Origin of the sequence: Furfurilactobacillus entadae (assembly GCF_045862745.1) — a bacterium.
Taxonomy (GTDB): Bacteria; Bacillota; Bacilli; order Lactobacillales; family Lactobacillaceae; genus Furfurilactobacillus; species Furfurilactobacillus entadae.
This window is the reverse complement of the sequence record NZ_BQXN01000010.1, coordinates 46482-70065: the sequence shown is the minus strand read 5'-3', so window position 1 is coordinate 70065 and position 23584 is coordinate 46482. Positions and strand designations below refer to the sequence as shown.

The window sequence follows — 23584 nt, the reverse complement described above, 5'->3', positions numbered from 1 at the left end:
TTTTAGTTTCAATAGAAATTTTAGTCATAAGAAAACCCCGAAAGTTTGTTTCAACTTTCGGGGTAAAGGTCACAGTCGCTGTCTTTTTAATTTGGTTCACTTACCTATGTAAGCCACCAACAAATTGTCTAGTTTTCACCAGACAATTTCTTTGCATCTGCATCGATCGTTGCAAATCCAGAAACCTTTGATGCAGGTTGGGGATTCTTAGCACGGTCTTCTTCAGCTTTTTCGATCAAAGCCTTCCGTTCTTCCTTACTCAATTTAGCCATGATTATCGCCTCTTTTAAGATGGAAAAAAAGCGGGCAGTCTCGAGCTACTGACTTCACCAAACCACTCGTTAATTTCATTGTAGCGCTTTTGGCGTCATTTGGTAACCATTATGCTATCGGCACCGATAAATCGCGTTCGTAATGCCGCTCTAGCACCCCACGCGTGGACGGAAATGCTGTGAACCCAGCTGCCTCAAACAGTGTCTGTGCTAAGGTGTTTTGTAACGGAACATCCGCCGTTAACACGGTCAATCCCAGTTCTTCACGTGAAAACGCCAGCGTGTGCAGTAACACCTCACGGCTGATCACTTGTTGCTCTTCGTTTGCCACTACCTCAATGCTGATCGTTGCTTGCGACTGCTCGGTTTTAAAATCCGTCAACATGACCGTGCCAAGGTAGGCCTGTGTCCGCTGATCACCAATTCCCCACACTAGGGCTTGATTGCTCATGACGCGGCTCATCATCTGGTTAACGTAGGTTGCCGTCTCTGTTAGCGTCTCATCAACGGTCCGCCCGCTTAACGAAGCGACCGTCATATCATGACGCAACGCAAAGACATCTTTCACCTTATACGTTGTCAGCCAGTCCAACACATAGTGTGCGGTCATGATGGGATGATACTTTTCAAAAATCATTCTCCGTTCCTCCCCGTGCGTTCTTCACCAAAGTTTACTCGGTTTTCATAAACCTTGCGACCCTCAATTTACAAATTAGCTCAATGCTAACAAAAATGGCGGTTCCCATTTTGAGAACCGCCATTTTTACTCGTCATTCACTTTTGATTACCCGTTTTTGACGGATAACGTCATTGCGTTAATGGCGACGATCACCGTACTCAGTGACATCAAGATGGCACCCACCATTGGATCTAATAAGAACCCAATTGGGGCCAAGATGCCGGCCGCCAGCGGAATGGCAAACAGGTTATACCCAGCGCCCCACCACAAGTTTTCGGTCATCTTTCTCGTTGTCTTCCGGGCGAGATCCAGAAATTCAATCACATCATTGGGGTCACTACGAACCAGCACAACATCCGCTGAATCCATCGCAACATCCGTTCCGGAGCCGATGGCGATACCGACGTCTGCCCGGGCCAAACTTGGCGCGTCGTTCACACCGTCACCAATCATCATTACCGCACCATCTTGTTGATACTTACGAACTAGCGTTTCCTTGTCCTGCGGTAATAGCTGCGCGTGAACTTCCGTAATGCCCAATTGTTCTGCAACCACCTGCGCTGTTTGTTCGTTATCACCCGTTAACATCACAGGGGTAATGTGTTGTTGCTTCAACGCTGTCACCATTTGCTTTGCATCGGCCTTAATTTCATCACCTTGAGCAACGTATCCCGTTAACGTGCCATCCGTTAACAAATAACTAACGGAGTTACCTGCACTGGCCAGCTCATCAAACTGCTGTTGATCCAGCGCATACCCACGTTCTGTCAGGTAATGGGCTGATACAATTTGCAACTTATGACCAGCCACCATTCCTTGCACACCGGCACCCGTGATCTGACTAATGTCTGTTGCTGAAACCGGGGTCACGCTTCGCGCTTTCGCAGCATTCTTAATGCCGACTGCCAATGGATGACTAGACCCACTTTCCAGACCAGCTAATTGGGCTAACACTGTGTCTTCCGTAACGTCCGCTTGATAACTTCCCAGTGCATGCACTTCAAAATTACCTTCTGTCAGGGTCCCCGTTTTATCCATCAACGCATACTTCATGTCGTTGACCCGCTCCAATGCGTTCCGGTTCCTAATTAACAAACCATGACGGGCCGCAATGGACGTACTTCTTGAGACAACCAACGGAATGGCCAACCCCAGGGCATGAGGACAAGCAATAACCAGAACCGTCACGGCGACAGACAGGGCTAGTGGCAAATTACCAACAAGCAGCCAGACACCAAACGCCACGATGGCCACCGTCAGGGCTGCATAGAATAACGTTCCGGCCACCCGATCGGCCATGTTTTCTTGAGCCGATTTTGATGCCTGGGCGCTGTTCACAAGATTCATAACTTGCGCTAAGTACCCAGAATCACCAGTTCCGGTGACGACCATTTCAAACGTCCCGTCACCATTCACTGAACCACCGATCACCGTTGCGTCGACCGTCTTTTCCACCCGTTTTGCTTCACCAGTCACCATGGCTTCATTAACGCTTGTTGTCCCGCTGACCAATGTGCCGTCTGCCGGAACCTGTTCGCCTGCACGAACGGAAACGTGATCACCCTCGGCCAGATCGCTAATAGCGACGTCTTGCACATGACCATCAACCACCTTGTGAGCAACGTTAGGCAACAACTTGGCTAACGAATCAACCGCAGAACTCGCGTTCATCACGGCATTCATTTCAATCCGGTGTCCCAGCAACATGATATCGATCAGCGTTGCCAACTCCCAGAAAAAGTTTGTGACCATTGGTTGCGCGTGAAAGATGTTATTTGCAACCACCGCATACAAACTGTAAATGTAAGCGACAGAGATCCCCATTGTAATCAATGCCATCATGGCGGGTTTTCTTGCTTTTAGTTCAGCAAACCCACCAAAGAAAAACGGTGAGCCGCCGTAGAAAAACAAAACTGTTCCAATCAGTGCTGCCACCCAATCGGACCCAGGAAACGTCACCTGAAGGGGTAAGTGAACCCCCATCATTGGCGTTAACAAAATAATTGGAATCGTTAAAATCACGGAAACCCAAAACTTCCGTTTAAGATTGCCCATGTGCATCATGCCATCATCGGCCATCTCCATTGATCCATGATCCATCTCATGGTCCATCGACATATTGTTCATGATTGTGCCCCCTCAACGTGCTTTTTCGTTTACGTTTGTAATCAACGACTAAAGTTTACATTTGTAATCGAAATTCGTCAAGTATTAAACGCGCTTCCCAATAAAAATGGCCACCCACATCATGGTGGTGGCCATTAACATTCTGTTTTAATCGTTATTAACTGCGGTGGGGGTGCAACCGTGTTCCCCATCGGTTAACTGGATCGGAACGCAGTTGCAGGGAACAACGGCTGGTGCGTCAATTGCTTTTTCAGCCAATACTTGTTGTAACTGAGCAATGTCCGTTCGACTAAGCGTCAAATCGTTAACTAAGGTTGCAAGCGTCGCCCCGGCCTTCATTTCGCAGAGATGACCAAACAACGCATGCGTTGCGGCGTTCATGGCGTCTTGTTCTGCAACTAATGGCGTGTAAACAAAGGCGTTTGCTTCCTTTGCCGTTGCCAGCGCCCCTTTTTTCACCAACCGTCCTAGGAGGGTCTTGCTTGTCGCGGCTTTCCAGCCCATTTTATCCGCTAAAATGGTGGTCACCTGATGGCTGGTCACCTGGCCAAGCGTCCAAACGACCCGCATTACTTCCCACTCTGCATCGCTAATCTCCAGTTTAACCGTTGCTTCCATCGTCACGCCGCCTCCTTGATTTAGTGTCGCTTTTGTTTTTAAGTTTACACTTGTAATCAATTATTTTCAATTATTTGCCCCTGCTTAAGTAATTTTCCTCACGTTAATTCGATAATGAAGATTTTTCATCATCATTATGAAAAAGTTGCGTTTTATTTTCCCAACCCCGCCCCCTATACTGGGGCATAACGAAAGGGGCCTTAACATGACAAAAACAATTTTTTCGGATCGCGTCAGTATCAGCAATGAAAACCGCCTTGGTCAACTATTCGCCAATGACCTTGGACAAAATGGCGTTTGCTTTTCCGCTGGGAACCCGAACCCTGCATTATTTCCCACCGTCACGATGAAACAAGCGTTTACCCAAGTCATCGATCACCACGGCGCCCACCTCTTTGAGTACCAAGCAGTCGACGGCCCTTTCCATTTACGTGAATTACTTGCCGATCGTGCCCAACAAACGGCGACAATTCCGGCCACCGCAGCAAATGTTTTACTCACCCAGGGTGGCCAACAAGCCATTGATCTTGTTGCTCGGCTGTTCCTAAACCCGGGTGATGAGCTCGCGGTCGAAGCGCCAACCTATGTGGGGGCGTTGGCCTCATTTGACCAATATGCGCCACGTTATCACGATGTTCCAATGACACGTGACGGCATGGACCTTGATGCCCTTGAAGCCACCCTAAAACAACATCCCAACATCAAACTTGTGTATACAGTTCCAGACTTTCATAACCCAACTGGAGTCACCATGCCGACCGAAAATCGGAAACGCCTAGTGGCACTAGCTGAGCACTATGATGTGTACATTGTCGAAGATACGCCTTATCGTGACCTCCGGTATACGGGGCATCAGCTTCCCGCCATTAAAGCTTTTGACACCCATGATCGTGTCATTTTCATTAGTAGTTTTTCAAAAATTTTGATGCCCGGGCTTCGGACTGGCTGGATTATCGCAGGGACCGCCATTATTCAAAAACTCCGGCAGTTAAAGGAAACCAGCGACCTTGAATCGCCAGCAATCATGCTTCAGGCCATCACAAACTACCTTGACCACGGTCTTTTAGATGAGCACATCGCAACGCTAATCCCTGTCTATCAGCAACGCCGTGACGCCATGATTGCCGCACTAACCCGGTTTATGCCGGAAACTGTCCATTACACAACCCCTGCTGGCGGGTTCTTTATCTGGTTAACCTGCCCAGATGATCTGGACACAACGGCGCTTCTAACGGAAATTTCAGCAACGGCCCACGTCAGTTTTGTTCCGGGCCAGGTCTTTTACGCCCACCAAAACGTGACCAATACCCTGCGCCTTAACTTTTCTGGTGTTACACCAGCAGAAATCACCAGTGGGATCAAACGCTTTGGTGACGCCCTTACCTGCCAACTCACCCAATCGGTGCTTGACCAGTGATTTAGGTAACCGTCAGTTGTCTTTTCCACCTAAATGGACTATAAATGATGTGACACAAATTTTATAATGACAGGTGGAAAATAATGACCCCTATGAAGGAAGACTACCTAAAGATGATCTTTGAGTTAGGTGGCGTTTCTGGAAAAGTTTCAAACAAGCAGCTGTCGTTGAGTCTCAACATTGCAGCTGCTTCTGTGACAGAAATGATCAATAAATTGGTCGAAGAACGGCTAGTCGCTCATACGCCCTACGCTGGCATTTCACTCACAGATTCAGGTCGGGCCGCAGCAGAAGAATTGGTTCGTAAGCACCGGTTATGGGAGTGCTTCCTTTTCGAAAAGCTTGGCTATACACTCGCCACGGTTCACCAGGAAGCGGAACAATTGGAACACAGCTCCAGTGATCACATGATTGACGCCATGGATGATTTTTTGGACCATCCTGACCATTGTCCCCATGGTGGGGCCATTCCAGATCAAGCTGGCCACTACGTTGAGGGCAGTCGCTTAGCGTTAGCTGACGTGACCGATAACACTGTGATCGCGCTGTCCCGTTTTGTCGATAACCACGACCTGTTAGAATACTTAGAAAGCCTGAACTTCGTGGTTGGCCAAACGTACACCGTTTCGGCGCACGCACCTTTTGAAGGCCCAATCACCTTAACCACTGATGCAGGCGACCATGTTGACGTTAGTTTTAAAGCTGCCAACAATGTGTTCGTAACAACTCCTGAAGCAAAATAACGGGTGCCCCTGTGCCCCAACCAAAACACCCCGTGTCCTTAGCGAACGATCTAAGGACACGGGGTGTTTTAGATTAATTTAATTAGGCTAGTGGATAAATCCGTGCCATAAAATGACGCTCCCAACCAGAATTAACAGGGCTGGCATCAGCCACGTGCTAAAGCGCTCCACAATTACAACGGCCACCTTCGTTTGTGCTAAGCGGCGGCCCAGCCAGAGCCAGGCGATGGTTAACATGAAAAAGATTGCAATTGTCATTGTCATGTCCGCTGCCGTTTGCTTCGCGAATAGCGGAATGTAGACACTCAGATTATCGCCACCATCCCCAACCGTCACACTCCATACTAACGGAACGGAAACGGCTCGAACCTTGGCCTGCTTCAATTCGGGCGCCTCTGCCCACCCGTGACGTTCATGCCACAAATCGAGCACCCCAACCGCAATTGGAATGATCCCCAGAAGACTGATCCATGACGGGGCAAACTTCATCAGTCCAAAGCTCAGGAGCCAACTTACGGCAATTAGCGTAACGATTCCTGACAGTTGCCCCCATATAACAGCACGCCACTGGCGTTTTGTTTTCGCTGACCCGGCAAACATAATTAACAACAAGAGATCGTCCATGTTGGTCGCTAAAAACGCTCCACCGGCTGTAATCATCACTCGGATCACTGATGGTGCCTCCGTTCTGCCCGCCGATCATTGCGATGAGCATGACGTTTGATGGTTGCACGAAAGCCTTCTGAACGGTGCATTAACGTTAATGTATACGCTAGTCCTGAACCAGCCGTTAACGCCCACAGCACCCACCAACCACTCCCTTGGAGTCGCCGGATTGGAAACAACTCGTCAATCACGCTTTGAAAGGCTTCGTTTGAAACCTCCTTCACGGTGAGGGCATGGTGTGCAAAAATGACTTCCATCCCTAACTGAACGATGAGCATAACAGCCCAGCCAGCAAGGTACAACCAGCCGCCCTTCACCTCAACGCGTGCTTCACCACTCGCACCGAGAAGGGGCCGGATGGTTGCGTAACGTCCCTGCAAGATCCCGATAATAATACCAAGACCAACCATTGCAACAGCAATCCAGACGTTAGCCGCCGTGACCTTAAACGTTTGACTGAACATCACCAGCGCAAAAATGGGGAGCACCCAATATCGTAATCGTGTTGGACGTTCAAAAGCAAATTGTCCCTGAATAAAATAAAATAATACCAGTAAACTTAAAATTACCGTCCACATGAGACTGATCCTCACTTGTTGTTAATGGTGTTTATTATGCCACGTTTGGCGGAAACATTGCGGTTCCCCAATCAGAACACCAAAAATTTCACACTAGCGTTCGTCTGAGGCAAGTGATGACTGGTTCCACGCTTCAAGCCGCCCATCCAAAATTACCGATAAATCGTCAAAACAAGCCTGCATCCTCATAACATCGTCGTAACTGACCTGCTGAAGTAACAATTCCGCAGTTAGCCGCGCCTCTTTGACCTGGTTTTCTTGTAACGCCCGCCCGGCCTCAGTAATGGAAAGATGCCGGCGCCGGCGATCATCCTTATCGATCTGAATCTCAATTAATCCCTGACTCAGTAAATCCCGGGTTCGTAATGAAACCGCCCCGGTACTTATGTGATTGAGCTCCGCCAACTGGTTAACGGACACATTTGGGTCTTCCGCTAGTTGATTGAGCATGCACAAACTTGCCCAGTTTGTGCCATATTTCATCGGCAGTGTTGTTAGGACCTTTTCAATAATTCGAAAGCTGCCCAAATACCCGCGCTGTAACAGTTCAACAACCTCATTGACGTTTAGTTCGGATGGTGCCTGCTTCTTTTCATCATTCATCTCTCACTACCCTAAATCCTCGGTGATTATTTGCCATTAAAAACTATAATACACATTATAATGAACTACAATTTTAATTATTATCCTTTTAAACAACCGCATGGTCAAGCCCTTTGACTAACTCGACCGATGTTTTATCACCAGTCTTCGGTCATCTAAGCATTATTTAATCTATTTAATTAACAATGACATGAGAAATTAGCCATTTCACTTGAGAAAGGGCTTACATTCGTCTATTATGAGGGAAGTAATCGGACAGTTTACAGCTTTTAATCTGACATTTGTGGGGGTTATAAAATGGCAACAAAGAAAATGATTCTGGATTTAGACACTGGGGTGGATGACGCACTCGCCATCGCCTATGCAGTTGCTTCACCAGAAGTTGATTTAATTGGGATCGTTTCATCATATGGTAACGTTTTGGTAGACAAGTCAGCGGAGAATTCGCTCAACTTGTTAGCCCTATTGGGTGCAACAGACGTTCCCGTTTTCCTAGGTGACGCACATTCCAGCACAACAGATCACTTTGACGTTATGGAAATCAGTCAAAAGATCCATGGGGTCAACGGGATTGGGGAAGTTGAAATTCCTGCAGCAAGTCGCCCAGTTGAAGCAAATTCAGGGATCGATTTCATCATCGATGCTGCACATGAATACGGCGATGATTTGATTTTGGTGCCAACCGGCCCACAAACAAACATTGATGCCGCAATTCAAAAGGATCCAACCATCGCTAACCTGATTGGTAACATGACCTTCATGGGTGGTGCCTTGACTGTTCCTGGTAACGTAACGGCCTTTACAGAGGCCAACATCAACCAGGACCCCGCGGCCGCTGACCGTGTCTTCCGCTCACCATTGCGCTCCACCATGGTTGGGTTAGACGTGACTCTGCGGACCCTTTTGACTAAAAAGGAAACGCAACAATGGCGTGATCTTGGAACGGTTGCCGGTGAAAAATTTGCTGACATTACCGACTACTACATTGACGCTTACTACGATTTAGACATTGATAAAAATGGTTGTGCCATTCACGACCCATTGGCTGTTGGAATCTCAATCGATTCAAGCTACGCTAAGTTGATTGATTTAAACATGAAGGTCACTCATGATGACCCTGCTAACTCTGCTGATATTGGTCGGACCATTGGTGATTCAGCTCGACTGAATGACCCAACGACTAACATGAAGGTTGCCGTTGATGTTGATAAGGATCGTTACCTTGCCCATTTCATGGACTTGTTGACCAACTTATTTGCCCAACATTAATCATTCATATTCTGCTCAATTTGAAGCGACCGTTTCCTAACAAATCAGGAAGCGGTCGCTTTTTATGCGGATTCATGACGTAATCCTAAATGATTGCGTCGTTTAGTCGCCGTCACGATTTTTCCACCTGGGTCAATTAAAAACTTTGGCGTCAATCGTCCTGCTAGCGTAAAATGAACGTAATCATTTAGGAAAGGCGGCGGTGACCATGGCACATAAAGTGTTAACAGCCCTTTGTTACCTCAGCATTTTATTTTTACCAGTTATCTTTCCGCTAATCGTTTGGATCGTTGCAGCTGGGCAACGAGACGTTACTCGTGATGCAGCCCGCGCTTTTTGGAGTCAACTGTTACCAACCATTATTGCTTTTGGGAGCTTTTTTTGGATCGTTGCGGTTGGCTTTACAAGTGGCGCAACGGCTGGCCTTGGTTGGCTCACCCTGTTACTGATTGGTGGATTATGTTTAGTTAGTGCCATTCTTTGGTTTTACAACATCATCATGGGCGTGATGCGGCTACTTGCTTAATCCGTTCCCATAACATAAAGGAGCTCGTTACCATGAAAACATCTACTAGCGCTAGCACTAGAAATCTCGTGTTGGCCGCACTTTTTATTGCCATTATCATCGTGCAGGTCATTGTTCCCTTTTTAGGATACATTCCCTTGGGGTTAATGGTTATCGGTTTGCAAATTACCATCATTCAATTTACCGTCGCCATTGCTGCCATTCTGCTCGGACCGTGGTGGGGCGCCCTCATCGGTGGTGTCTGGGGGTTAGCTTCACTGATTCAAGCCTGGACCACCACGTACAACATTGGGGCCTTCCTGTTTAGAAATCCTGTGACCGCCTTAGTTCCCCGAATCATGATCGGCCTTGTCGTCGGGTACACGTTCCAGGCACTGGCTAAGCGTCACCGTCAGGGATTAGGGCTTGTCCTTTCCGGTTTTTTGGCCTCCTTCACTAACACCGCACTGGTTGTTTTGAGCGCATGGGCAACCATTGCCATTTTCCACGTTTACTTCCCTGGAATTCCTCACAGTGGCACATTTATGTGGCTGCTCCTTTCCTTGGTTGGGACAAACGGAATTGCAGAAATGATTGCCGGTGTTATCATCGTGCCAATCATTGGTGGGGCAATCCTCCGCGTTCGTCGGTCAAATTAACGGACATTACTTGTTGAATTTCTGCTAAGTATTCGCTATGATGAGCGTAGTTTAAATAGATCTGGGGTGCCGTTTGGCTGAGATAAGACCCATTGAACCTGCTCCGGTTAGTACCGGCGAAGGGAGATACGTCACAACAATCCGTTAATTTGGATTGTTTTCAATGTCGCAATTGCGCCCCGGCACAGACTCTATCTGTGTCGGGGTTTTTATGTCTCAAATAGCGGTTCCTAATGTCCGGTAACATTACCAATAGGAGGAACTTTTTATGCAACATCAATCAGCACCACATCACAATTCATGGCACCTTCGTGACGTCATCTTAATCACGATCATGGCGATTTTCATGGGAATCATTTTCTTTGCCGTTGGTTTTTTGTACAACGGACTTACCCTGTTGCTAACACCATTTGGGTTGGCACCATTCGCCAATGACGCCCTGCTGGGGCTCTGGACCATGGCTGGTCCACTCGCCGCCTTCATGCTTCGGAAAGTTGGTTCTGCCACCATCGGCGAGCTCCTGGCATCCGCTGTTGAGGCCATCATTGGTGGACAGTGGGGCCCCAGCACCCTCCTTTCTGGCTTTATTCAGGGGTTTGGTTCTGAACTAGGTTTCGCGTTTACGCGCTACCGCCGTTATGACTTATGGTCCCTCTCGCTATCTGCTGTCACCACAGCCATCGTAACGTTTATTTGGGACCTTGCTCGCTCTGGTTACAGTGCCTTTCACCCCGGGATGCTAATCGGCTTGTTCACCACCCGGGTCATCTCAATGTGGCTGTTTGGCGGCCTCCTTGTTGCCGCGGTTACGAAACTTCTCGACCGCTCGCACCTCCTGGATCGGCGCGCCTAACGTTACATTTACCTTTTATGAAAGTGAACCATTATGTCATTGATTAATCTCGATCACGTTACGTTTTATTATGATGCACAGCAACAACCAGTCCTTAACGATCAGTCACTTGACGTTTTCGACGGCACGTTTAATTTACTGACGGGCCCATCAGGAACTGGCAAATCGACGTTTCTGAAGCTGGTCGCCGGACTTTACCCTGCGTTTACGGGCCACCAAGAGCAGGGGCACATCACCATCGCCGGTCAGGACGTTAACGTCTTGGCGCCTAACGACCGAACCGCACTGGTTGCCATGATGTTTCAAAATCCCGGTGAACAGTTCGCTATGCCCACTCCCCGTGAAGAGCTCGTTTTTGCACTGGAAAACCAACAGCTCAATCCAGCAGTCATTCCTGATAAGGTTAGAAACGCTCTGGCCTTCGCCAATGTTGCCGACCTTGCGGACCGGCAATTTACCACCCTATCCGGTGGCGAGCAGCAAAAGGTTTCGCTTGCCCTAATTGTTGCGCTTGAATCGCGCGTGATCCTCCTGGATGAACCCTTTGCAAACGTTGATCCTGAGGCCCGTACGGTCTTGTTAGACCGGTTGAGCGAGTTAGCCACCAATCATCATAAAACGATTCTCATTGCCGACCATGATCTATCAGACTATCGTGACCGGATCGATCAACTTTACGTTTTGGATCCGACTCGTCAGCAGATTCATCCGGCAACAGTCACCGAAACGGCCACTCGGTTTACCGACTTTGCGGCACATGCTCATCAACCACAATCACTTTCCCCTGTCGTTCAGACAGCATCGGAATTTGACCTCAACGAGCTCACGGTCGGCCACCAAACACCCTTACTGACCGCGACCTCGTTAAGCCTGTTTCAGGCACAACTCACCGTTATTACTGGTGCTAACGGAACGGGGAAATCAACGTTGCTCAATGCACTGGCACGGTTACAACCGTACACGGGAACCATTACTTGGCGGCAGACTGACCTCAACAAAATCCGCCGCCAACAGTATGCAAAACACGTCGCGTTGGTCTTCCAACAGGCCAGCAGTCAGTTTTTGCGCATCACGGTTGCAGAGGAACTGGCCCTTAGCCAGACGCACCAAGTCTCCACTGAATGGACACCCGCTAAAGTTGATGCCACGCTTAGCGACCTCGGCCTCGCCGATTTATTAGACCGCGTCGTCTACACGCTTAGTGAGGGCCAAAAGAAAAAATTACAGCTCTTATTGATGTTGATCATGGGGACGGATACGCTGCTCCTGGATGAACCACTCACCGGTTTAGACTTAACGTCAACGCACCAAATGCTTCAGTTACTACATGAGGCGGTTCATCAACATGGCCACACGATTATCATGATTACCCACCAACTCACGGATGTGGTCCACTACGCAGATCGGCACATCCACCTAATCAATCACCAACTCCACTACGAGGCTTCCCTATGAACCCAACCATTCTCCTCAGCTTAATTCTTTTGATCGGTATCGAAATTTCGTTTACCAGCGTCATCTGGGCCAATGTTTTGATTCTTATCATCAGTCTCTTTATTATGTGTTGGCGACGTGCGCCCTTAGTATCGTTTGTTCGTCTCGCCCTCATTCCACTCATCCCCGCAGTCGGGATTTGGTGTTCCATCCGGTTCACAACGAGTGGTCAAAACGCCCACTTTGCTTGGGTTCTTGCCACCCGGATCTACGCCTATGCTGGCCTCGGCGGCCTCTTTACGTTTTCAACGACCCCTGCAAAAACGTTGGCCTCACTGGAACAAAATGCCCACCTCCCGACAACCTTTGTTTACGGCATGGTTGGTGCGCTTAACTTTGTGCCACAGATTCGTCGCGAGGTCACCATCATTCGGGCCAGTGCTCAAATGCGCGGCATCACGCTTCATTTCTGGTCACCACAGCTGCTTTTCAAGGCCATCGTGGCCGCCCTTAACTGGTCCGAAAATTTGGCCGAGGCCATGACTTCTCACGGCTTTACTGAAAATGCGCCCCGAACACACGTGACTGTCGTTTCGGTTCCAATCTGGAATTATTGGGTCGCTGGCATTAGCTTACTTTGCCTACAGGCCGTGTTGTTTAGCTCGTTATCGTAAGTCTAAAAAAATCGCTTCTTCGTTGACGACAAGTCAATGAAGAAGCGATTTTTTTACGACAAGGATTATTTAAAATGTTGATCTAAAAACGCTTGGATGTGTGCTTGATAGGCCGTTGGATCATGCCGGAATGAGGCAGCGTGTTTTGCCCCCTTCACGATCCATAGCGATTTTGGTCCGCCAGCAGCGCGGTAATTTTTATAAACCATGCTGGTTGGCACGAACGTATCCTTATCACCGTGAATAAAGAACATCGGTTTATCATTTTTCTTCACCGCATTCACCGAGCTGGCTTCCGCATAATTATACCCGGCGCGAATCTGACTGATTTCACTCACGATCCCCACTAGTGGCCATGCGGGGAGTCCATACATCGACTTTGCCTGATAGCTGATTTCATCCTTCACCGATGTGTAGCCACAGTCCTCGATGTAGGCCCGAACTTGTTTAGGGACATCCGGTTCGCCGCTGACCATCATGGTCGTTGCGCCACCCATCGACACACCAAACATCAGCAGTTGACTGTCTGCGCCATTTTTTTGCACAACTTGTTTAAGCCATTTTACATAATCACGCCGATCTAGCCAGCCATAGCCAATGTACTTCCCCTGTGACTGCCCGGCCGCCCGATCATCCGGGATCAGCACGTTAAAGCCCATGTCATGAAACATGGTCCCATAGGCCGCCATTTTGTCTTTGTTCCCCCCAAACCCGTGCGCAATCACCACCGTTTTCTTTGTGGGAGTTGCTGCTGGCAAGTAATCAGCAACAAGCTTTAACTGCCCGGGTTGACCTGTAATGGTCCACCGCTGTTTGTGCTGCTTTTTAAACCACTGATCACGACCATACAGTGGATCACTATGTTTTAACGGTTGATTATTGATAAACGCTTTGTGGCTCCGCACCTCCGCCACCTGGAAAAAGTACGTCCCCGCGGCCAATAAACCACCGCAGACTAAACAAACCAGCACAATGAGACTAACGACCCATGCCCGGCGGTGACCATGAGAACTTTTGCCGTGGCGATTTTGATTCTGTTTCATTTATTGACCCCCTATACTAATTTGTTCACCTTACCACGCCTGCCAGCCTTCTTCAACGGGTGTTCCTCGCAAATGACTGCTATAATGGCCGTAACATAATGTTCACTTTTAGGAGGCACCATCATGAAATATCAACAAACGTGGGCTCTCGACAACATTTTCCCCGGTGGTTTCGAGTCACCAGAAGCCGCCGCGCGCTTAACAGCGCTGACCGCAAGTATCGCAACGTTAACACAGACCCTTGCTGAATTGGATCTGACCGCTGATGCACCCGCTTACTCAGCACTAACGGCCTACATTGTCACGCGTGATGAGACTGCCGATGGTTTAAAGGAACTCAGCGTCTTTTGGACTGCTCACCAATCTGCTGATTTCAATAACCACGCCATTGCGCCAAAAATCGCGCGGTTAAACGAGGTTTCCGCTAAGTTTGCCGATCTTGACGTAACACTTGGTAAACGTCTTGCGACGGTCAGTGATGACGCGTTCACCACGCTTGTTGCCACACCAGCCCTCGCACCGATTGCCTTTAACCTTACCGAACTACGCACTCATGCCAATGAACAATTAGATGAAGCCACCGAAAGTGTTATTAATCAGCTCTCTGTTGACGGCTTAACCGGGTGGAGTACGCACTATGACACCATTGCCGGTCAAGTCGCAGTGCCGTTTACCGATGCTTTTGGCCATCAGCAGACGCTTTCTGCTGGTCAAGCCCTAAACCAACTCACCGGGGCCGCTGATAATCAGACCAGAGACCACCTCATGGCCGCCTATGAATCTGCATGGGGGCAACAAGAGGCCGTGGCAGCGGACACACTCAATCACCTTGCTGGCTTCCGTTTACAAGTCGATCGGCTCCACAACACGACTGACTTCCTAAAGGCGCCGCTGGAACAAAACCGGATGAGCCGGCAGACACTTCAAGCCATGTGGAACGTTGTGGAAGCCAACAAGGAAATGTTTATTCCATACATGGATCGGAAGGCTGCCCTGCTTGGCAAGTCATCATACGACTGGCAGGATCAATCAGCGCCCATTACCGTTGCTGGTTTTACCCAACCACACATTGATTACGATGATGCCGCGGACTTCATCATCAAAAACTTTAATCACTTTAGCCCCCAAATGGCTCACCTGGCCCAAACCGCCTTTGACAATCAGTGGATCGAAGTTGAAGACCGCCCTGGCAAACAGCCTGGCGGTTACATGGAGGATGTGCCTGAACGACAGGAATCACGAATCTTTTTAACGTATACTGGCACACCAGAAGATGCGTCAGCCGTCGCTCATGAGCTGGGCCACGCCTTCCATTATAGTGTTGTGAAGGATCTGCCCACCATGCGCCGTGATTATGCCATGAACGTCGCTGAAACTGCTTCAACGTTTGCCGAATTGGTGGTCGCTGACGCAAACGTTCAGGCTGCTAGTTCCGTTGGCGAGCAGTTGAACCTATTGGACACAAAGCTCCTCAATCCAGTTGCCATGTTCATGAATATTCGTGCCCGGTACCTATTCGAGACCAACTACTATAAGGAACGACTGACTGGTCCCGTCACCCCTGCACGGTTAAACGATTTAATGCTTGCTGCTCAAAAGTGGGCCTTTTCCAATCACCTTGGTACGTATCATCCCCATTTCTGGGCCAGCAAGTTACATTTCTACATTGACGACGTTCCGTTTTATAACTTCCCGTACACCTTTGGCTACCTGTTTAGCCTCGGGATCTACGCCAAGGCCCAGGCTTCTGGGGATGATTTTGAGGACCAATACATCGCACTGCTTCGCGACACGGCCAACATGTCCACGGAAGAATTGGCGAAAAAGCACCTTGATGTTGATCTGACCCAGCCAGACTTTTGGCAAGCTGGTGCCGACCTTGTTAAAAAGGACATTGACGCCTTTATGAAGTTGTCTGATCCACTTGTTTAGGAGGTGAACCGTATGTCGAGTACGACGTTTACCTGCCCATCGACGGATCGTCACCACCAACTGGTTGGCCGCCAGTGGCTACCGACACCCCCAACCCCCATCGTTGGAACGCTACAAATCGTTCATGGAATGGCTGAACACATTAACCGCTATGCTCACTTTGCGACCTTCATGAGCGCGCACGGCTGGGTGGTTGCCGGTGCAGATCATCTGGGTCACGGTCAAACCGTTGGCCACTCCCCACTTGGTTACTTTGGGGCGCATGATCCGGTCACCCACCTTATTGACGATGAGCTCGTGGTGGCAAAACGACTCCGGCATGACTATCCTGACCAACCCCACATTCTTCTTGGGCACTCAATAGGTGCCATGATCGTGCAGCTGTTCTTAACCCGCTACGATAGCTGGGTGGACGGCGCTGTCATCATTGGCTCCGCTGCCCGTAATCCGGCGCTTATCCTTGGCCGGCCCGTAACAGCCCTCCTAAACAAACTGGCGCCAAAACGTCCCAACCATTTCCTCGACAACATGGCCTTTGGCGGTTACGCCCGGCGGTTTCCAGAATCCTGGCCGTTTCAGTGGCTCTCTGCAAATCCCGAAAATGTGCACGCTTATAACCATGATCCTCTCGCTGGTTTTACGTTTACCAACAATGGCTTTAATGTGCTGTTTGAACTTGCTGATCGATCAACGCGGCGGCACTGGTACCAAGGTATTGATTCCCACATGCCGATGCTTTTCATGAGTGGCCAAGATGATCCTGTCGGTGGCTTTGGTCACGGGCCAAAACGGCACACCGCACGCCTCCGTCATGCTGGCTTTAACGACGTAGCGTTACATTTATGGCCACAAATGCGCCACGAAATCCTAAATGAGGGTGACCGTGAACGGGTGTATGCGGTACTATTAGAGTGGTTAAGCAATCATCAGACTCCCCTAGAAAGAAAGTGACAGAATGTTTCCTGAACGTTTACGCGCGATTCGCCGCGGGCGCCACATTACGCTCGACCAACTGGCCAATGCTTTAAATCAGAATTTGACCCCCAGTGAAAAACCAAATACCGCTTCGCAAATTGGTAACTGGGAGCGTGGCATTCGGACCCCCTCGTACATTGAAGTCCGCAAACTCTCCGAATTTTTCGATGTTTCACTGGATTACCTTACGGGTAAGGCAGAGCTGGATGAATATGATCTTGGTCGGTTATTTCTTTCTGGTAAACGATTGACGTTTAATAACGACACCCTCAGCAGTCAGGATCGTTATGAAGTGTATCAACTCATTGAAGGTTACATGCACGGCCGCGAAAGTCGCCGCGAGGATGTGCCATTAGACCACCAGGAAGAACTTGATCTTGGCTACGACATGCCAACAAACTAAGGACGAGGCTGACATGACTCCCAAACAACTCCGTAAATTAAAGCAACAAGTCAAACACCATGAACCGGCACTCGATCAAAACGGACTTAATCCACACGCCGGTGCCCATAATGATTACATTCGGCAGCTGACCCATTTTCGTGAGCAGTTTGCTGATTTTAGTGAGGCCGTTTTTCTGATCAATCAGGTTTTAGAAGCAGACCGGTTACTCTCACGGGGCTTACTTCCCCAACCGCTTCCCGAGCTGCTACTGCCTGAAACGCTTCAGGACACGATTTATCAAACGATCCTTGCCCGTTACCCTCTTGGTGACCCGCGTGGTGATACGGTGTGGAATGCACTCTCAACGGCCTTGCCACAACTAGATGAGGCCCTTCGCGGGTTTCGGGACTACCTTGAAGCCACCTATGGGATGTGGGCCTACATTTCGGCCCCATTCGTGAACGACCTCAGCCAGTATCTGAACGGTCGGCCAACCCTCGAATTAATGGCTGGTAATGGGTACATTTCAAAAGGGCTCCGGGATAAACGGCCCCAGCAAACCATCTTCACCACTGATTCCAAGGACTGGACCAAAGAAAACGAAACGGGCAAACATCCGGTGACGGCCATTGAACCACTTGATGCGCTTGCCGCCATCGCCAAGTATGGCCACCAGGTCGACGCCATCATTATGAGCTGGTCACCTGATGGTCAAGACATTGATTGGCAGGTTCTTTCGGCCATTCGGCAACTGACACCCCAGCCCGAATTCATCGTGATCGGTGAACAAAACGGCGCCACTGATTCAAAAGTCTTCTGGACGAATGCCCATTTGACGGCACCAACCAGTCTAAACAAACATTTTAGTCACTTCGATCTCATTCATGATCACGTTTACCTAGTCAAGTGAGGCTTTTAAAATGAACAAACAACTTCGCGACGCGCTTTCATTCGCCGTTGCCGGACTCTTTTTATTGGCCTTTGGCTTATGGGCTAAGCAGCTCCCCTCAGGCGCATTCGGGGCGGTCTTGCTGGCCGTTGGTCTGTACAATCTCTATAATTACTGGCACGACCATCACACAGATTAGCATCATTCAATTAATCCAGGGCCCCCAGTTCACGCACCTAAGTGGTTGTGAACTGGGGGCCCTGGATTTTTAGCCCACCCGTTCGGGTAATTTCATATCCTTTTCAGGTGAGAAGTTTGCGCCACAGTAAGCCCAAATGAACGGTTGAATGTGGCGCATGACAAAAAAATACCATCGGTCACGCCGCGATGGCACTACAAAATGTAACCGCTTTATTTTATGCTAAGAATGAACTTAAACCCTTATTGGAGGTACACATTGTGGCAAACGTAACGGTTAGCTGGCTTGGGGCGGTTATCGGCCTGGCGTTAGCGATCTTTCTGATTTTACGAAAACTCAATCCGGTCTATTCATTATTACTTGGAACAATCGTTGGGGCCGTCATCGGTGGCGCCAACCTGGTTCAAACAACAAACATTGTGGTTGCTGGGACCCAAAGTGTGATGGGTACGGTAGTCCGCGTTTTGGCTGCCGGCGTTTTAGCTGGGGTCATGATGGAATCCGGCGCTGCCAACACCATCGCCAAAACAATCGTTAATCAATTTGGTGAGGGCCTTGCCATTTTTTCATTGGCCCTGTCAACCATGATCATTACGGCCGTTGGTGTGTTTATTCCCGTCGCTGTATTGATCGTGGCTCCGATTGCACTAGAAGTTGGTAGCCGTATGAAAATTTCTAAACTTGCGTTGCTAGTTGCCCTATCCGGCGGTGGCAAGGCTGGCAACATCATTTCACCCAATCCTAATACCATTGCGGCAGCACACGGGTTTCACTTAGAGCTAAGCGCCGTCATGGTGGCCGACTTTATTCCGGCACTCTTTGGCTTAGCAATGGCCGTCCTCCTCGCGACGTTATTAAAGAATCATGGCGCCATTGCCAGTGCAGAAGATATTGCGGCTAACCAGGCCACGGGCACAACCCCCGATCCCGCTGACTTACCTTCATTTAAGTCAGCAATCGTGGCCCCATTGATTGCCGTTATTTTATTGTTGATCAATCCTATTGGCAGTATTTTTCACATCAGTGCTTTAGAAAAATTCCAGGTGGACGCCATGTACATTCTCCCCCTCGCCGGCATCATCGGCATGTTTGCCATGCACCAGGGGCGAAAGATTTTGGCCTACACTAAGTCTGGCATGGCACGGATGACGGACGTTGTGTTAATTTTAATTGGTGCTGGTGCCATTGGTGGCCTGATCACCGCGTCAACACTTCCGGCGGCTATTGTCCATTTGATCAAGCTATCAGGGATTTCTGGAACCTTCCTGGCACCCATCGCCGGAATTCTAATGGCCGCCGCCACGGCCTCAACGTCAACGGGGGTCATTCTCGCCACCGGTTCGTTTGGCAAGGCAATTCTCGCATTTGGGACGGCCCCACTCGCTGCCGCTGTGATGGTCCACACCGGAGCAACGGTGATCGATCACCTGCCACAGGGAAACTACTTCCACGTGACCGCTAACGCGATGAACATGGATTTAAAGGGGCGGATGAAGTCTGTGCCTTACGAAACGGCTGTTGGACTCACCATGACAATTGTTGGCACCATCATGTATGGCTTTTTGTTCTAACGGAGGATAAAAAATGAAAATTGTTATCGCACCAGACTCATTTAAAGGGAGTGCCACGGCAAAGGAAGCCGCCGATGCCATCGAAGCAGGACTCAAACGTGTTTTCCCGGATGCGAACTATGAAAACATCCCCATGGCTGACGGCGGTGAAGGTACCGTTCAGTCGTTAGTGGATGCCACTCACGGCACATTTCGTACCATTACTGTTTCAAACCCGTTGCAAGAACCAGTTCCAGCACGCTACGGCATCCTTGGCGATGGAAAGACAGCCGTCATCGAAATGGCAGCTGCTAGTGGCCTTCAGTTTGTTAACGAGCAAACGAAAAATCCCCTGATCACAACCACTTACGGAACCGGTCAATTGATTGCAGATGCACTGGCTCAAGGACTGACCGACATCATCATCGGGATCGGCGGCAGTGCCACAACGGATGGTGGCGCGGGGATGGCCGAAGCACTGGGTGCTAAGCTCCTTGACGCAGCGGAAACCCCGATTAGCCGCGGTGGTGGCGGGCTCCGCGATTTAGCCACCATTGACGTTAGCGCCATGAATCCGCTACTGGCAAACGCCCACATCCGCATTGCCTCAGACGTCACCAACCCGTTAGTGGGCAAGACTGGTGCCGCCGTTGTGTTTGGCCCGCAGAAAGGCGCTACTCCAGCAATGGTCGCTCAATTAGATGCCAACCTAACTCATTATGCCCATGTCTTGAAGAACTGCTTAAAGATCGACCTCGCCGACCACCCCGGAGCCGGTGCTGCTGGCGGTTTGGGCGCTGGTTTACTCGCCTTCACCCACGCACACATGGAAAAGGGAATCGAAATTGTGGTCGAAATGACCCGGCTAAAAGAACGCGCAACGGACGCTGACTTTGTGTTCACCGGTGAAGGTGGCATTGATTTTCAAACGCAGTACGGCAAGACCCCCATGGGGACGGCTCAAGCAGCGCATCGTGTGAGCGATCACGTGACCGTGATTGCGCTGGCCGGTAACGTTGGCAGCGGCATTGACCAGTTGTATGACCTTGGGATCGACGTCATCATGGGCATTCTTCCCGGTGTTGAAGACCTCCCCACGGCAATCAGTCAGGTGCAGACTAATCTCACAACGGTCGCAGAAAATGTCGCCAGGTTGATTTACCGGTCACAACTAAACTAACGTTACTTCAATTCACGTACTAACTTAAAACGACTGACTTCTCGAAAAATCGAAAAGTCAGTCGTTTTAAATTAGTGAACCCTTTCAATATCACGCACTTTCTTCAAGCGCCGTTCATCCAGGGACGCCACAACAAATAGTAATAAGATGCCCCACGTAGTCATTTCGCCGCGGACCGTTTCGCCCGTTTGGGGAAGCGTTCCCGGCTTCAGCTGGGAGCGCCCGTCATTTGGGTCACCGACAGTCGTGGAACTTGGAGTGATTGATTGTAAGGACACCTGCTGAGACATCGTCCTGGTAGCCACCGCTGCCATCGCCGGCTTCATCACGGGAACTTCTGGGTTACCGGGATTGGTGGCACGACTTGTGGTCGGCTGTTGCTGTGCAGAAGCACCGCCTTGTGAATTTGGTGCTGATTGGCCGTTACCATTGGTGGTTGGCTCCGGTTGTTGCGTTGGCTGCGGCCACTCCTTAAAGAGCCCCGCCTGTTCAAACAACGTTCCTAAGGCCATTAAAAGATCATCCTGGTCGCGGCCTGCCTCAAACTGAACTCCGAGTGGCAAGCCCCCAGTTGTCACATAAGTTGGTAAACTAATGGCCGGTTCACCTGATAAATTGGCTAACTGCGTAAATGGTGTTTTTGATAACCCATATAACCATGCATCATAAATCAGTGCCATTTGCTGATCAAACGGTAATGACGCCATGGTTTCGATTCGGTCAACATCGGCCGGCAAAACAATTGGCTCCATGTTTTTCGGCGCCACCGTCGCCGTTGTTGGCGTTAGGTACAGCGGATATTCTTTGTGGAACGCGCTCATTTGTGCCGCAATGTTTGTGAGTTCCGTTTGGCGTCTTGTTGTAAACGTCGGGTCTGCCTGCTGCTGTTTTAAAGAAGCTTGGTACAGCGCGTAGGTGATGGGCGAAACCTGTTTATTAACCACGTCCTGCCAGATCAGGTTGCGATGGAACTTCTGATTAAAGAGGTAGTTAGCGATGCTACCCGTCGCGGTACTCGACTCATAATACAGTTTCATCAACTGAACCCCGTCAACCGGCGCCGCCTTCTCAACGACGGTGAACCCCTGCTTCCGTAGAAACGCCACCGTGTTCAGCACGGCTGCCTTAGCGTCATCACTGACGGGCGTTCCAACTGGCGAGGTAAGCGAATACGCCACCGGCACCTGCTTGAGATCACTCAGCAACGGGGCCGTTCCCGGTTTAGCCCGAAGCGCATTAAACAACGTTTCCGTATCTGCCATGGTCCGTGTCTCCGCAAAATTGACGGCCCCGATTGTCTTACTGTCCCAGGCTAAAATTCCCTGGGTTGGTTTCAAACCAACGACCCCAGTCCATGAAGCAGGAATACGAATGGAACCACCCTCGTCGTTTGCCAGTGCAATTGGAACGGTCCCGTTCGCCACGGCGGCTGCCGCACCACCAGAAGATCCACCGGGATTCCGCGTGACGTCCCACGGGTTACTAGCTGCCCCGTACAAATTGGAGTTTGTCACGTTAAACAGGCCTAGCTCCGGAAAATTTGTTTGTCCAACAACCACAAAGCCAAGATCTTTCATCTTTTTAACAAAGCGACTGTCAAAATTCGTCACGTTTCCCGCCTCAAACGGTAAACCATTTGTGTTCGGTTCACCCGCAACCGTGTGGGTGAGCCCCTTAACCAGAATTGGGACCCCGTAAAATGGCGCCGTTCGATCACTGATCGGTGTTGCATCATCTGCTTTAGCGTCCTGAAGCGCTGCGTCTTTTCGCACGGTAATCACATCGTTTAACGTTGGGTTGGACTGATCAATCGACGTTAACGTTTGGTTCACCAACGCTGTACTTGTTGTGGTGCCGTTACGAACGTCATTCGCCATCGAAACGGCCGATTGCGGCTGGGTTTGCGGCGGCGTAGTGGTTGTTTCAGCCGATTGGGACTGTTTGATTGGCGTCGCCGTGGTTTCTTGTGGCGTTTCTGCTGGTTGCTGAACCGCTGTGGTGGTTGGTTCGGTCCCCGTTGGTTGGTCACTAGCGAAGGCTGGTTCGATCGGTGCCGCAATCATACCGATCACCGCAGTTGATAGAACTAACTTTGTAATGGCTTTCTTTATAAACCGCATTTTCACACCCCTCAGTGCTGTTCGTTTTCTATGTAAGCGCTTAACGTTTCCATTTTAGCTCATTTCCAGCGATCAAACGTCAGCAATGCAAGAAAAATTCACAATCTTTCACGTGTGGCGTCTTGACCACATGATTTCAATAATCAGCGTGGTGGCTCGCCAACCATCCTTCACAGAAAAAACACCTGATCCCCGCGGTTACGGGAATCAGGTG

24 protein-coding genes and 1 riboswitch are annotated in these 23584 nt (G+C 49.7%); of the genes, 15 read left to right on the top strand and 9 right to left on the bottom strand.

What is annotated here, in order from left to right; all coding sequences use genetic code 11:
* Positions 1–128 precede the first annotated feature (128 nt).
* The 4 genes from ACKTR5_RS06200 to ACKTR5_RS06185 all read right to left on the bottom strand — a co-directional run bounded on the left by ACKTR5_RS06200 (position 129) and on the right by ACKTR5_RS06185 (position 3696).
* Positions 129–272 (bottom strand): hypothetical protein, encoded by a 144-nt coding sequence (locus tag ACKTR5_RS06200; protein WP_407880039.1) that lies wholly within the window; start codon positions 270–272, stop codon positions 129–131.
* 109 nt (positions 273–381) lie between these two features.
* On the bottom strand, positions 382–909 hold the full coding sequence (locus ACKTR5_RS06195) for a GNAT family N-acetyltransferase (RefSeq protein ID WP_407880037.1): 528 nt from the start codon (positions 907–909) through the stop codon (positions 382–384).
* A gap of 147 nt (positions 910–1056) precedes the next feature.
* A complete protein-coding gene (locus ACKTR5_RS06190) occupies positions 1057–3078 on the bottom strand; it encodes a heavy metal translocating P-type ATPase (RefSeq protein ID WP_407880035.1) in 2022 nt (673 codons plus the stop codon).
* Positions 3079–3225: 147 nt separating this feature from the next.
* Entirely contained in the window at positions 3226–3696 is a 471-nt protein-coding gene (locus ACKTR5_RS06185; protein ID WP_407880033.1) for a CopY/TcrY family copper transport repressor, read from the bottom strand.
* A gap of 205 nt (positions 3697–3901) precedes the next feature.
* Here ACKTR5_RS06185 and ACKTR5_RS06180 point away from each other — a divergent pair, with 205 nt between their 5' ends.
* Together ACKTR5_RS06180 and ACKTR5_RS06175 are read left to right on the top strand one after the other, a co-directional pair.
* Positions 3902–5113, top strand: a complete 1212-nt coding sequence (locus ACKTR5_RS06180; RefSeq protein WP_407880031.1) for an aminotransferase-like domain-containing protein — start codon at positions 3902–3904, stop codon at positions 5111–5113.
* Positions 5114–5196: 83 nt separating this feature from the next.
* Positions 5197–5856, top strand: coding sequence for a metal-dependent transcriptional regulator (locus tag ACKTR5_RS06175; protein WP_407880030.1), 660 nt, complete (start codon positions 5197–5199; stop codon positions 5854–5856).
* Positions 5857–5943: 87 nt separating this feature from the next.
* Here ACKTR5_RS06175 and ACKTR5_RS06170 read toward each other — a convergent pair whose 3' ends face one another.
* The 3 genes from ACKTR5_RS06170 to ACKTR5_RS06160 form a co-directional block, all read right to left on the bottom strand.
* Complete coding sequence (locus tag ACKTR5_RS06170; protein WP_407880028.1) at positions 5944–6528, bottom strand: cadmium resistance transporter; 585 nt, start codon at positions 6526–6528, stop codon at positions 5944–5946.
* The gene (locus tag ACKTR5_RS06165; RefSeq protein WP_407880027.1) at positions 6525–7100 is read right to left on the bottom strand and encodes a hypothetical protein; all 576 of its coding nucleotides are present in this window, start codon (positions 7098–7100) and stop codon (positions 6525–6527) included. Before ACKTR5_RS06165 ends, ACKTR5_RS06170 begins: the two co-directional genes overlap by 4 nt.
* A 93-nt stretch (positions 7101–7193) precedes the next feature.
* On the bottom strand, positions 7194–7703 hold the full coding sequence (locus ACKTR5_RS06160) for a MarR family winged helix-turn-helix transcriptional regulator (RefSeq protein WP_407880025.1): 510 nt from the start codon (positions 7701–7703) through the stop codon (positions 7194–7196).
* Between the two features lie 297 nt (positions 7704–8000).
* Here ACKTR5_RS06160 and ACKTR5_RS06155 point away from each other — a divergent pair, with 297 nt between their 5' ends.
* From ACKTR5_RS06155 to ACKTR5_RS06130, 6 genes are all read left to right on the top strand, one after another.
* Complete coding sequence (locus tag ACKTR5_RS06155; protein WP_407880023.1) at positions 8001–8972, top strand: nucleoside hydrolase; 972 nt, start codon at positions 8001–8003, stop codon at positions 8970–8972.
* A 208-nt stretch (positions 8973–9180) separates the two neighbouring features.
* Positions 9181–9498 carry a hypothetical protein gene (locus ACKTR5_RS06150; protein ID WP_407880021.1) on the top strand — a complete coding sequence of 106 codons (318 nt, stop codon included), beginning with the start codon at positions 9181–9183 and terminating at the stop codon, positions 9496–9498.
* 32 nt (positions 9499–9530) lie between these two features.
* Complete coding sequence (locus ACKTR5_RS06145; protein ID WP_407880019.1) at positions 9531–10136, top strand: ECF transporter S component; 606 nt, start codon at positions 9531–9533, stop codon at positions 10134–10136.
* A gap of 52 nt (positions 10137–10188) precedes the next feature.
* Positions 10189–10278, top strand: a riboswitch (TPP riboswitch).
* Between the two features lie 126 nt (positions 10279–10404).
* Complete coding sequence (locus tag ACKTR5_RS06140; RefSeq protein ID WP_407880017.1) at positions 10405–10989, top strand: ECF transporter S component; 585 nt, start codon at positions 10405–10407, stop codon at positions 10987–10989.
* 33 nt (positions 10990–11022) lie between these two features.
* On the top strand, positions 11023–12444 hold the full coding sequence (locus tag ACKTR5_RS06135) for an ABC transporter ATP-binding protein (protein ID WP_407880016.1): 1422 nt from the start codon (positions 11023–11025) through the stop codon (positions 12442–12444).
* On the top strand, positions 12441–13097 hold the full coding sequence (locus ACKTR5_RS06130) for an energy-coupling factor transporter transmembrane component T family protein (protein ID WP_407880015.1): 657 nt from the start codon (positions 12441–12443) through the stop codon (positions 13095–13097). Before ACKTR5_RS06135 ends, ACKTR5_RS06130 begins: the two co-directional genes overlap by 4 nt.
* Before the next feature lie 65 nt (positions 13098–13162).
* Here the strand turns inward: ACKTR5_RS06130 and ACKTR5_RS06125 are convergent, their stop codons facing one another.
* Positions 13163–14140: an alpha/beta hydrolase gene (locus ACKTR5_RS06125; RefSeq protein ID WP_407880014.1), complete on the bottom strand. Its 978-nt coding sequence runs from the start codon at positions 14138–14140 to the stop codon at positions 13163–13165.
* 123 nt (positions 14141–14263) lie between these two features.
* On the opposite strand from ACKTR5_RS06125, the gene ACKTR5_RS06120 reads away from it, so the two are divergent.
* The 7 genes from ACKTR5_RS06120 to ACKTR5_RS06090 all read left to right on the top strand — a co-directional run bounded on the left by ACKTR5_RS06120 (position 14264) and on the right by ACKTR5_RS06090 (position 21250).
* On the top strand, positions 14264–16072 hold the full coding sequence (locus ACKTR5_RS06120) for a M3 family oligoendopeptidase (RefSeq protein ID WP_407880013.1): 1809 nt from the start codon (positions 14264–14266) through the stop codon (positions 16070–16072).
* 12 nt (positions 16073–16084) lie between these two features.
* Positions 16085–17023 (top strand): alpha/beta fold hydrolase, encoded by a 939-nt coding sequence (locus ACKTR5_RS06115; RefSeq protein ID WP_407880012.1) that lies wholly within the window; start codon positions 16085–16087, stop codon positions 17021–17023.
* 4 nt (positions 17024–17027) lie between these two features.
* Positions 17028–17450, top strand: a complete 423-nt coding sequence (locus ACKTR5_RS06110; protein ID WP_407880010.1) for a helix-turn-helix domain-containing protein — start codon at positions 17028–17030, stop codon at positions 17448–17450.
* 13 nt (positions 17451–17463) lie between these two features.
* Positions 17464–18342, top strand: a complete 879-nt coding sequence (locus ACKTR5_RS06105; protein WP_407880009.1) for an SAM-dependent methyltransferase — start codon at positions 17464–17466, stop codon at positions 18340–18342.
* A 10-nt stretch (positions 18343–18352) separates the two neighbouring features.
* The gene (locus tag ACKTR5_RS06100; protein WP_407880007.1) at positions 18353–18520 is read left to right on the top strand and encodes a hypothetical protein; all 168 of its coding nucleotides are present in this window, start codon (positions 18353–18355) and stop codon (positions 18518–18520) included.
* Positions 18521–18708: 188 nt separating this feature from the next.
* Positions 18709–20091 (top strand): GntP family permease, encoded by a 1383-nt coding sequence (locus tag ACKTR5_RS06095; protein ID WP_407880005.1) that lies wholly within the window; start codon positions 18709–18711, stop codon positions 20089–20091.
* 13 nt (positions 20092–20104) lie between these two features.
* Entirely contained in the window at positions 20105–21250 is a 1146-nt protein-coding gene (locus tag ACKTR5_RS06090; protein WP_407880003.1) for a glycerate kinase family protein, read from the top strand.
* 71 nt (positions 21251–21321) lie between these two features.
* Here ACKTR5_RS06090 and ACKTR5_RS06085 read toward each other — a convergent pair whose 3' ends face one another.
* On the bottom strand, positions 21322–23370 hold the full coding sequence (locus ACKTR5_RS06085) for an amidase family protein (RefSeq protein WP_407880001.1): 2049 nt from the start codon (positions 23368–23370) through the stop codon (positions 21322–21324).
* Positions 23371–23584 lie beyond the last annotated feature (214 nt).

Bases quoted from the DNA above. Each gene is read 5' to 3' on its own strand.
- ACKTR5_RS06180 (WP_407880031.1), top strand. From the start codon at position 3,902: ATGACAAAAACAATTTTTTCGGATCGCGTCAGTATCAGCAATGAAAAC.
- ACKTR5_RS06195 (WP_407880037.1), bottom strand. From the start codon at position 909: ATGATTTTTGAAAAGTATCATCCCATCATGACCGCACACTATGTGTTG.
- ACKTR5_RS06100 (WP_407880007.1), top strand. From the start codon at position 18,353: ATGAACAAACAACTTCGCGACGCGCTTTCATTCGCCGTTGCCGGACTC.
- ACKTR5_RS06160 (WP_407880025.1), bottom strand. From the start codon at position 7,703: ATGAATGATGAAAAGAAGCAGGCACCATCCGAACTAAACGTCAATGAG.
- ACKTR5_RS06105 (WP_407880009.1), top strand. From the start codon at position 17,464: ATGACTCCCAAACAACTCCGTAAATTAAAGCAACAAGTCAAACACCAT.
- ACKTR5_RS06175 (WP_407880030.1), top strand. From the start codon at position 5,197: ATGACCCCTATGAAGGAAGACTACCTAAAGATGATCTTTGAGTTAGGT.
- ACKTR5_RS06115 (WP_407880012.1), top strand. From the start codon at position 16,085: ATGTCGAGTACGACGTTTACCTGCCCATCGACGGATCGTCACCACCAA.
- ACKTR5_RS06130 (WP_407880015.1), top strand. From the start codon at position 12,441: ATGAACCCAACCATTCTCCTCAGCTTAATTCTTTTGATCGGTATCGAA.
- ACKTR5_RS06125 (WP_407880014.1), bottom strand. From the start codon at position 14,140: ATGAAACAGAATCAAAATCGCCACGGCAAAAGTTCTCATGGTCACCGC.
- ACKTR5_RS06200 (WP_407880039.1), bottom strand. From the start codon at position 272: ATGGCTAAATTGAGTAAGGAAGAACGGAAGGCTTTGATCGAAAAAGCT.
- ACKTR5_RS06120 (WP_407880013.1), top strand. From the start codon at position 14,264: ATGAAATATCAACAAACGTGGGCTCTCGACAACATTTTCCCCGGTGGT.
- ACKTR5_RS06155 (WP_407880023.1), top strand. From the start codon at position 8,001: ATGGCAACAAAGAAAATGATTCTGGATTTAGACACTGGGGTGGATGAC.
- ACKTR5_RS06190 (WP_407880035.1), bottom strand. From the start codon at position 3,078: ATGAACAATATGTCGATGGACCATGAGATGGATCATGGATCAATGGAG.
- ACKTR5_RS06085 (WP_407880001.1), bottom strand. From the start codon at position 23,370: ATGCGGTTTATAAAGAAAGCCATTACAAAGTTAGTTCTATCAACTGCG.
- ACKTR5_RS06095 (WP_407880005.1), top strand. From the start codon at position 18,709: ATGGCACTACAAAATGTAACCGCTTTATTTTATGCTAAGAATGAACTT.
- ACKTR5_RS06110 (WP_407880010.1), top strand. From the start codon at position 17,028: ATGTTTCCTGAACGTTTACGCGCGATTCGCCGCGGGCGCCACATTACG.
- ACKTR5_RS06150 (WP_407880021.1), top strand. From the start codon at position 9,181: ATGGCACATAAAGTGTTAACAGCCCTTTGTTACCTCAGCATTTTATTT.
- ACKTR5_RS06185 (WP_407880033.1), bottom strand. From the start codon at position 3,696: ATGGAAGCAACGGTTAAACTGGAGATTAGCGATGCAGAGTGGGAAGTA.
- ACKTR5_RS06135 (WP_407880016.1), top strand. From the start codon at position 11,023: ATGTCATTGATTAATCTCGATCACGTTACGTTTTATTATGATGCACAG.
- ACKTR5_RS06090 (WP_407880003.1), top strand. From the start codon at position 20,105: ATGAAAATTGTTATCGCACCAGACTCATTTAAAGGGAGTGCCACGGCA.
- ACKTR5_RS06145 (WP_407880019.1), top strand. From the start codon at position 9,531: ATGAAAACATCTACTAGCGCTAGCACTAGAAATCTCGTGTTGGCCGCA.
- ACKTR5_RS06140 (WP_407880017.1), top strand. From the start codon at position 10,405: ATGCAACATCAATCAGCACCACATCACAATTCATGGCACCTTCGTGAC.
- ACKTR5_RS06165 (WP_407880027.1), bottom strand. From the start codon at position 7,100: ATGTGGACGGTAATTTTAAGTTTACTGGTATTATTTTATTTTATTCAG.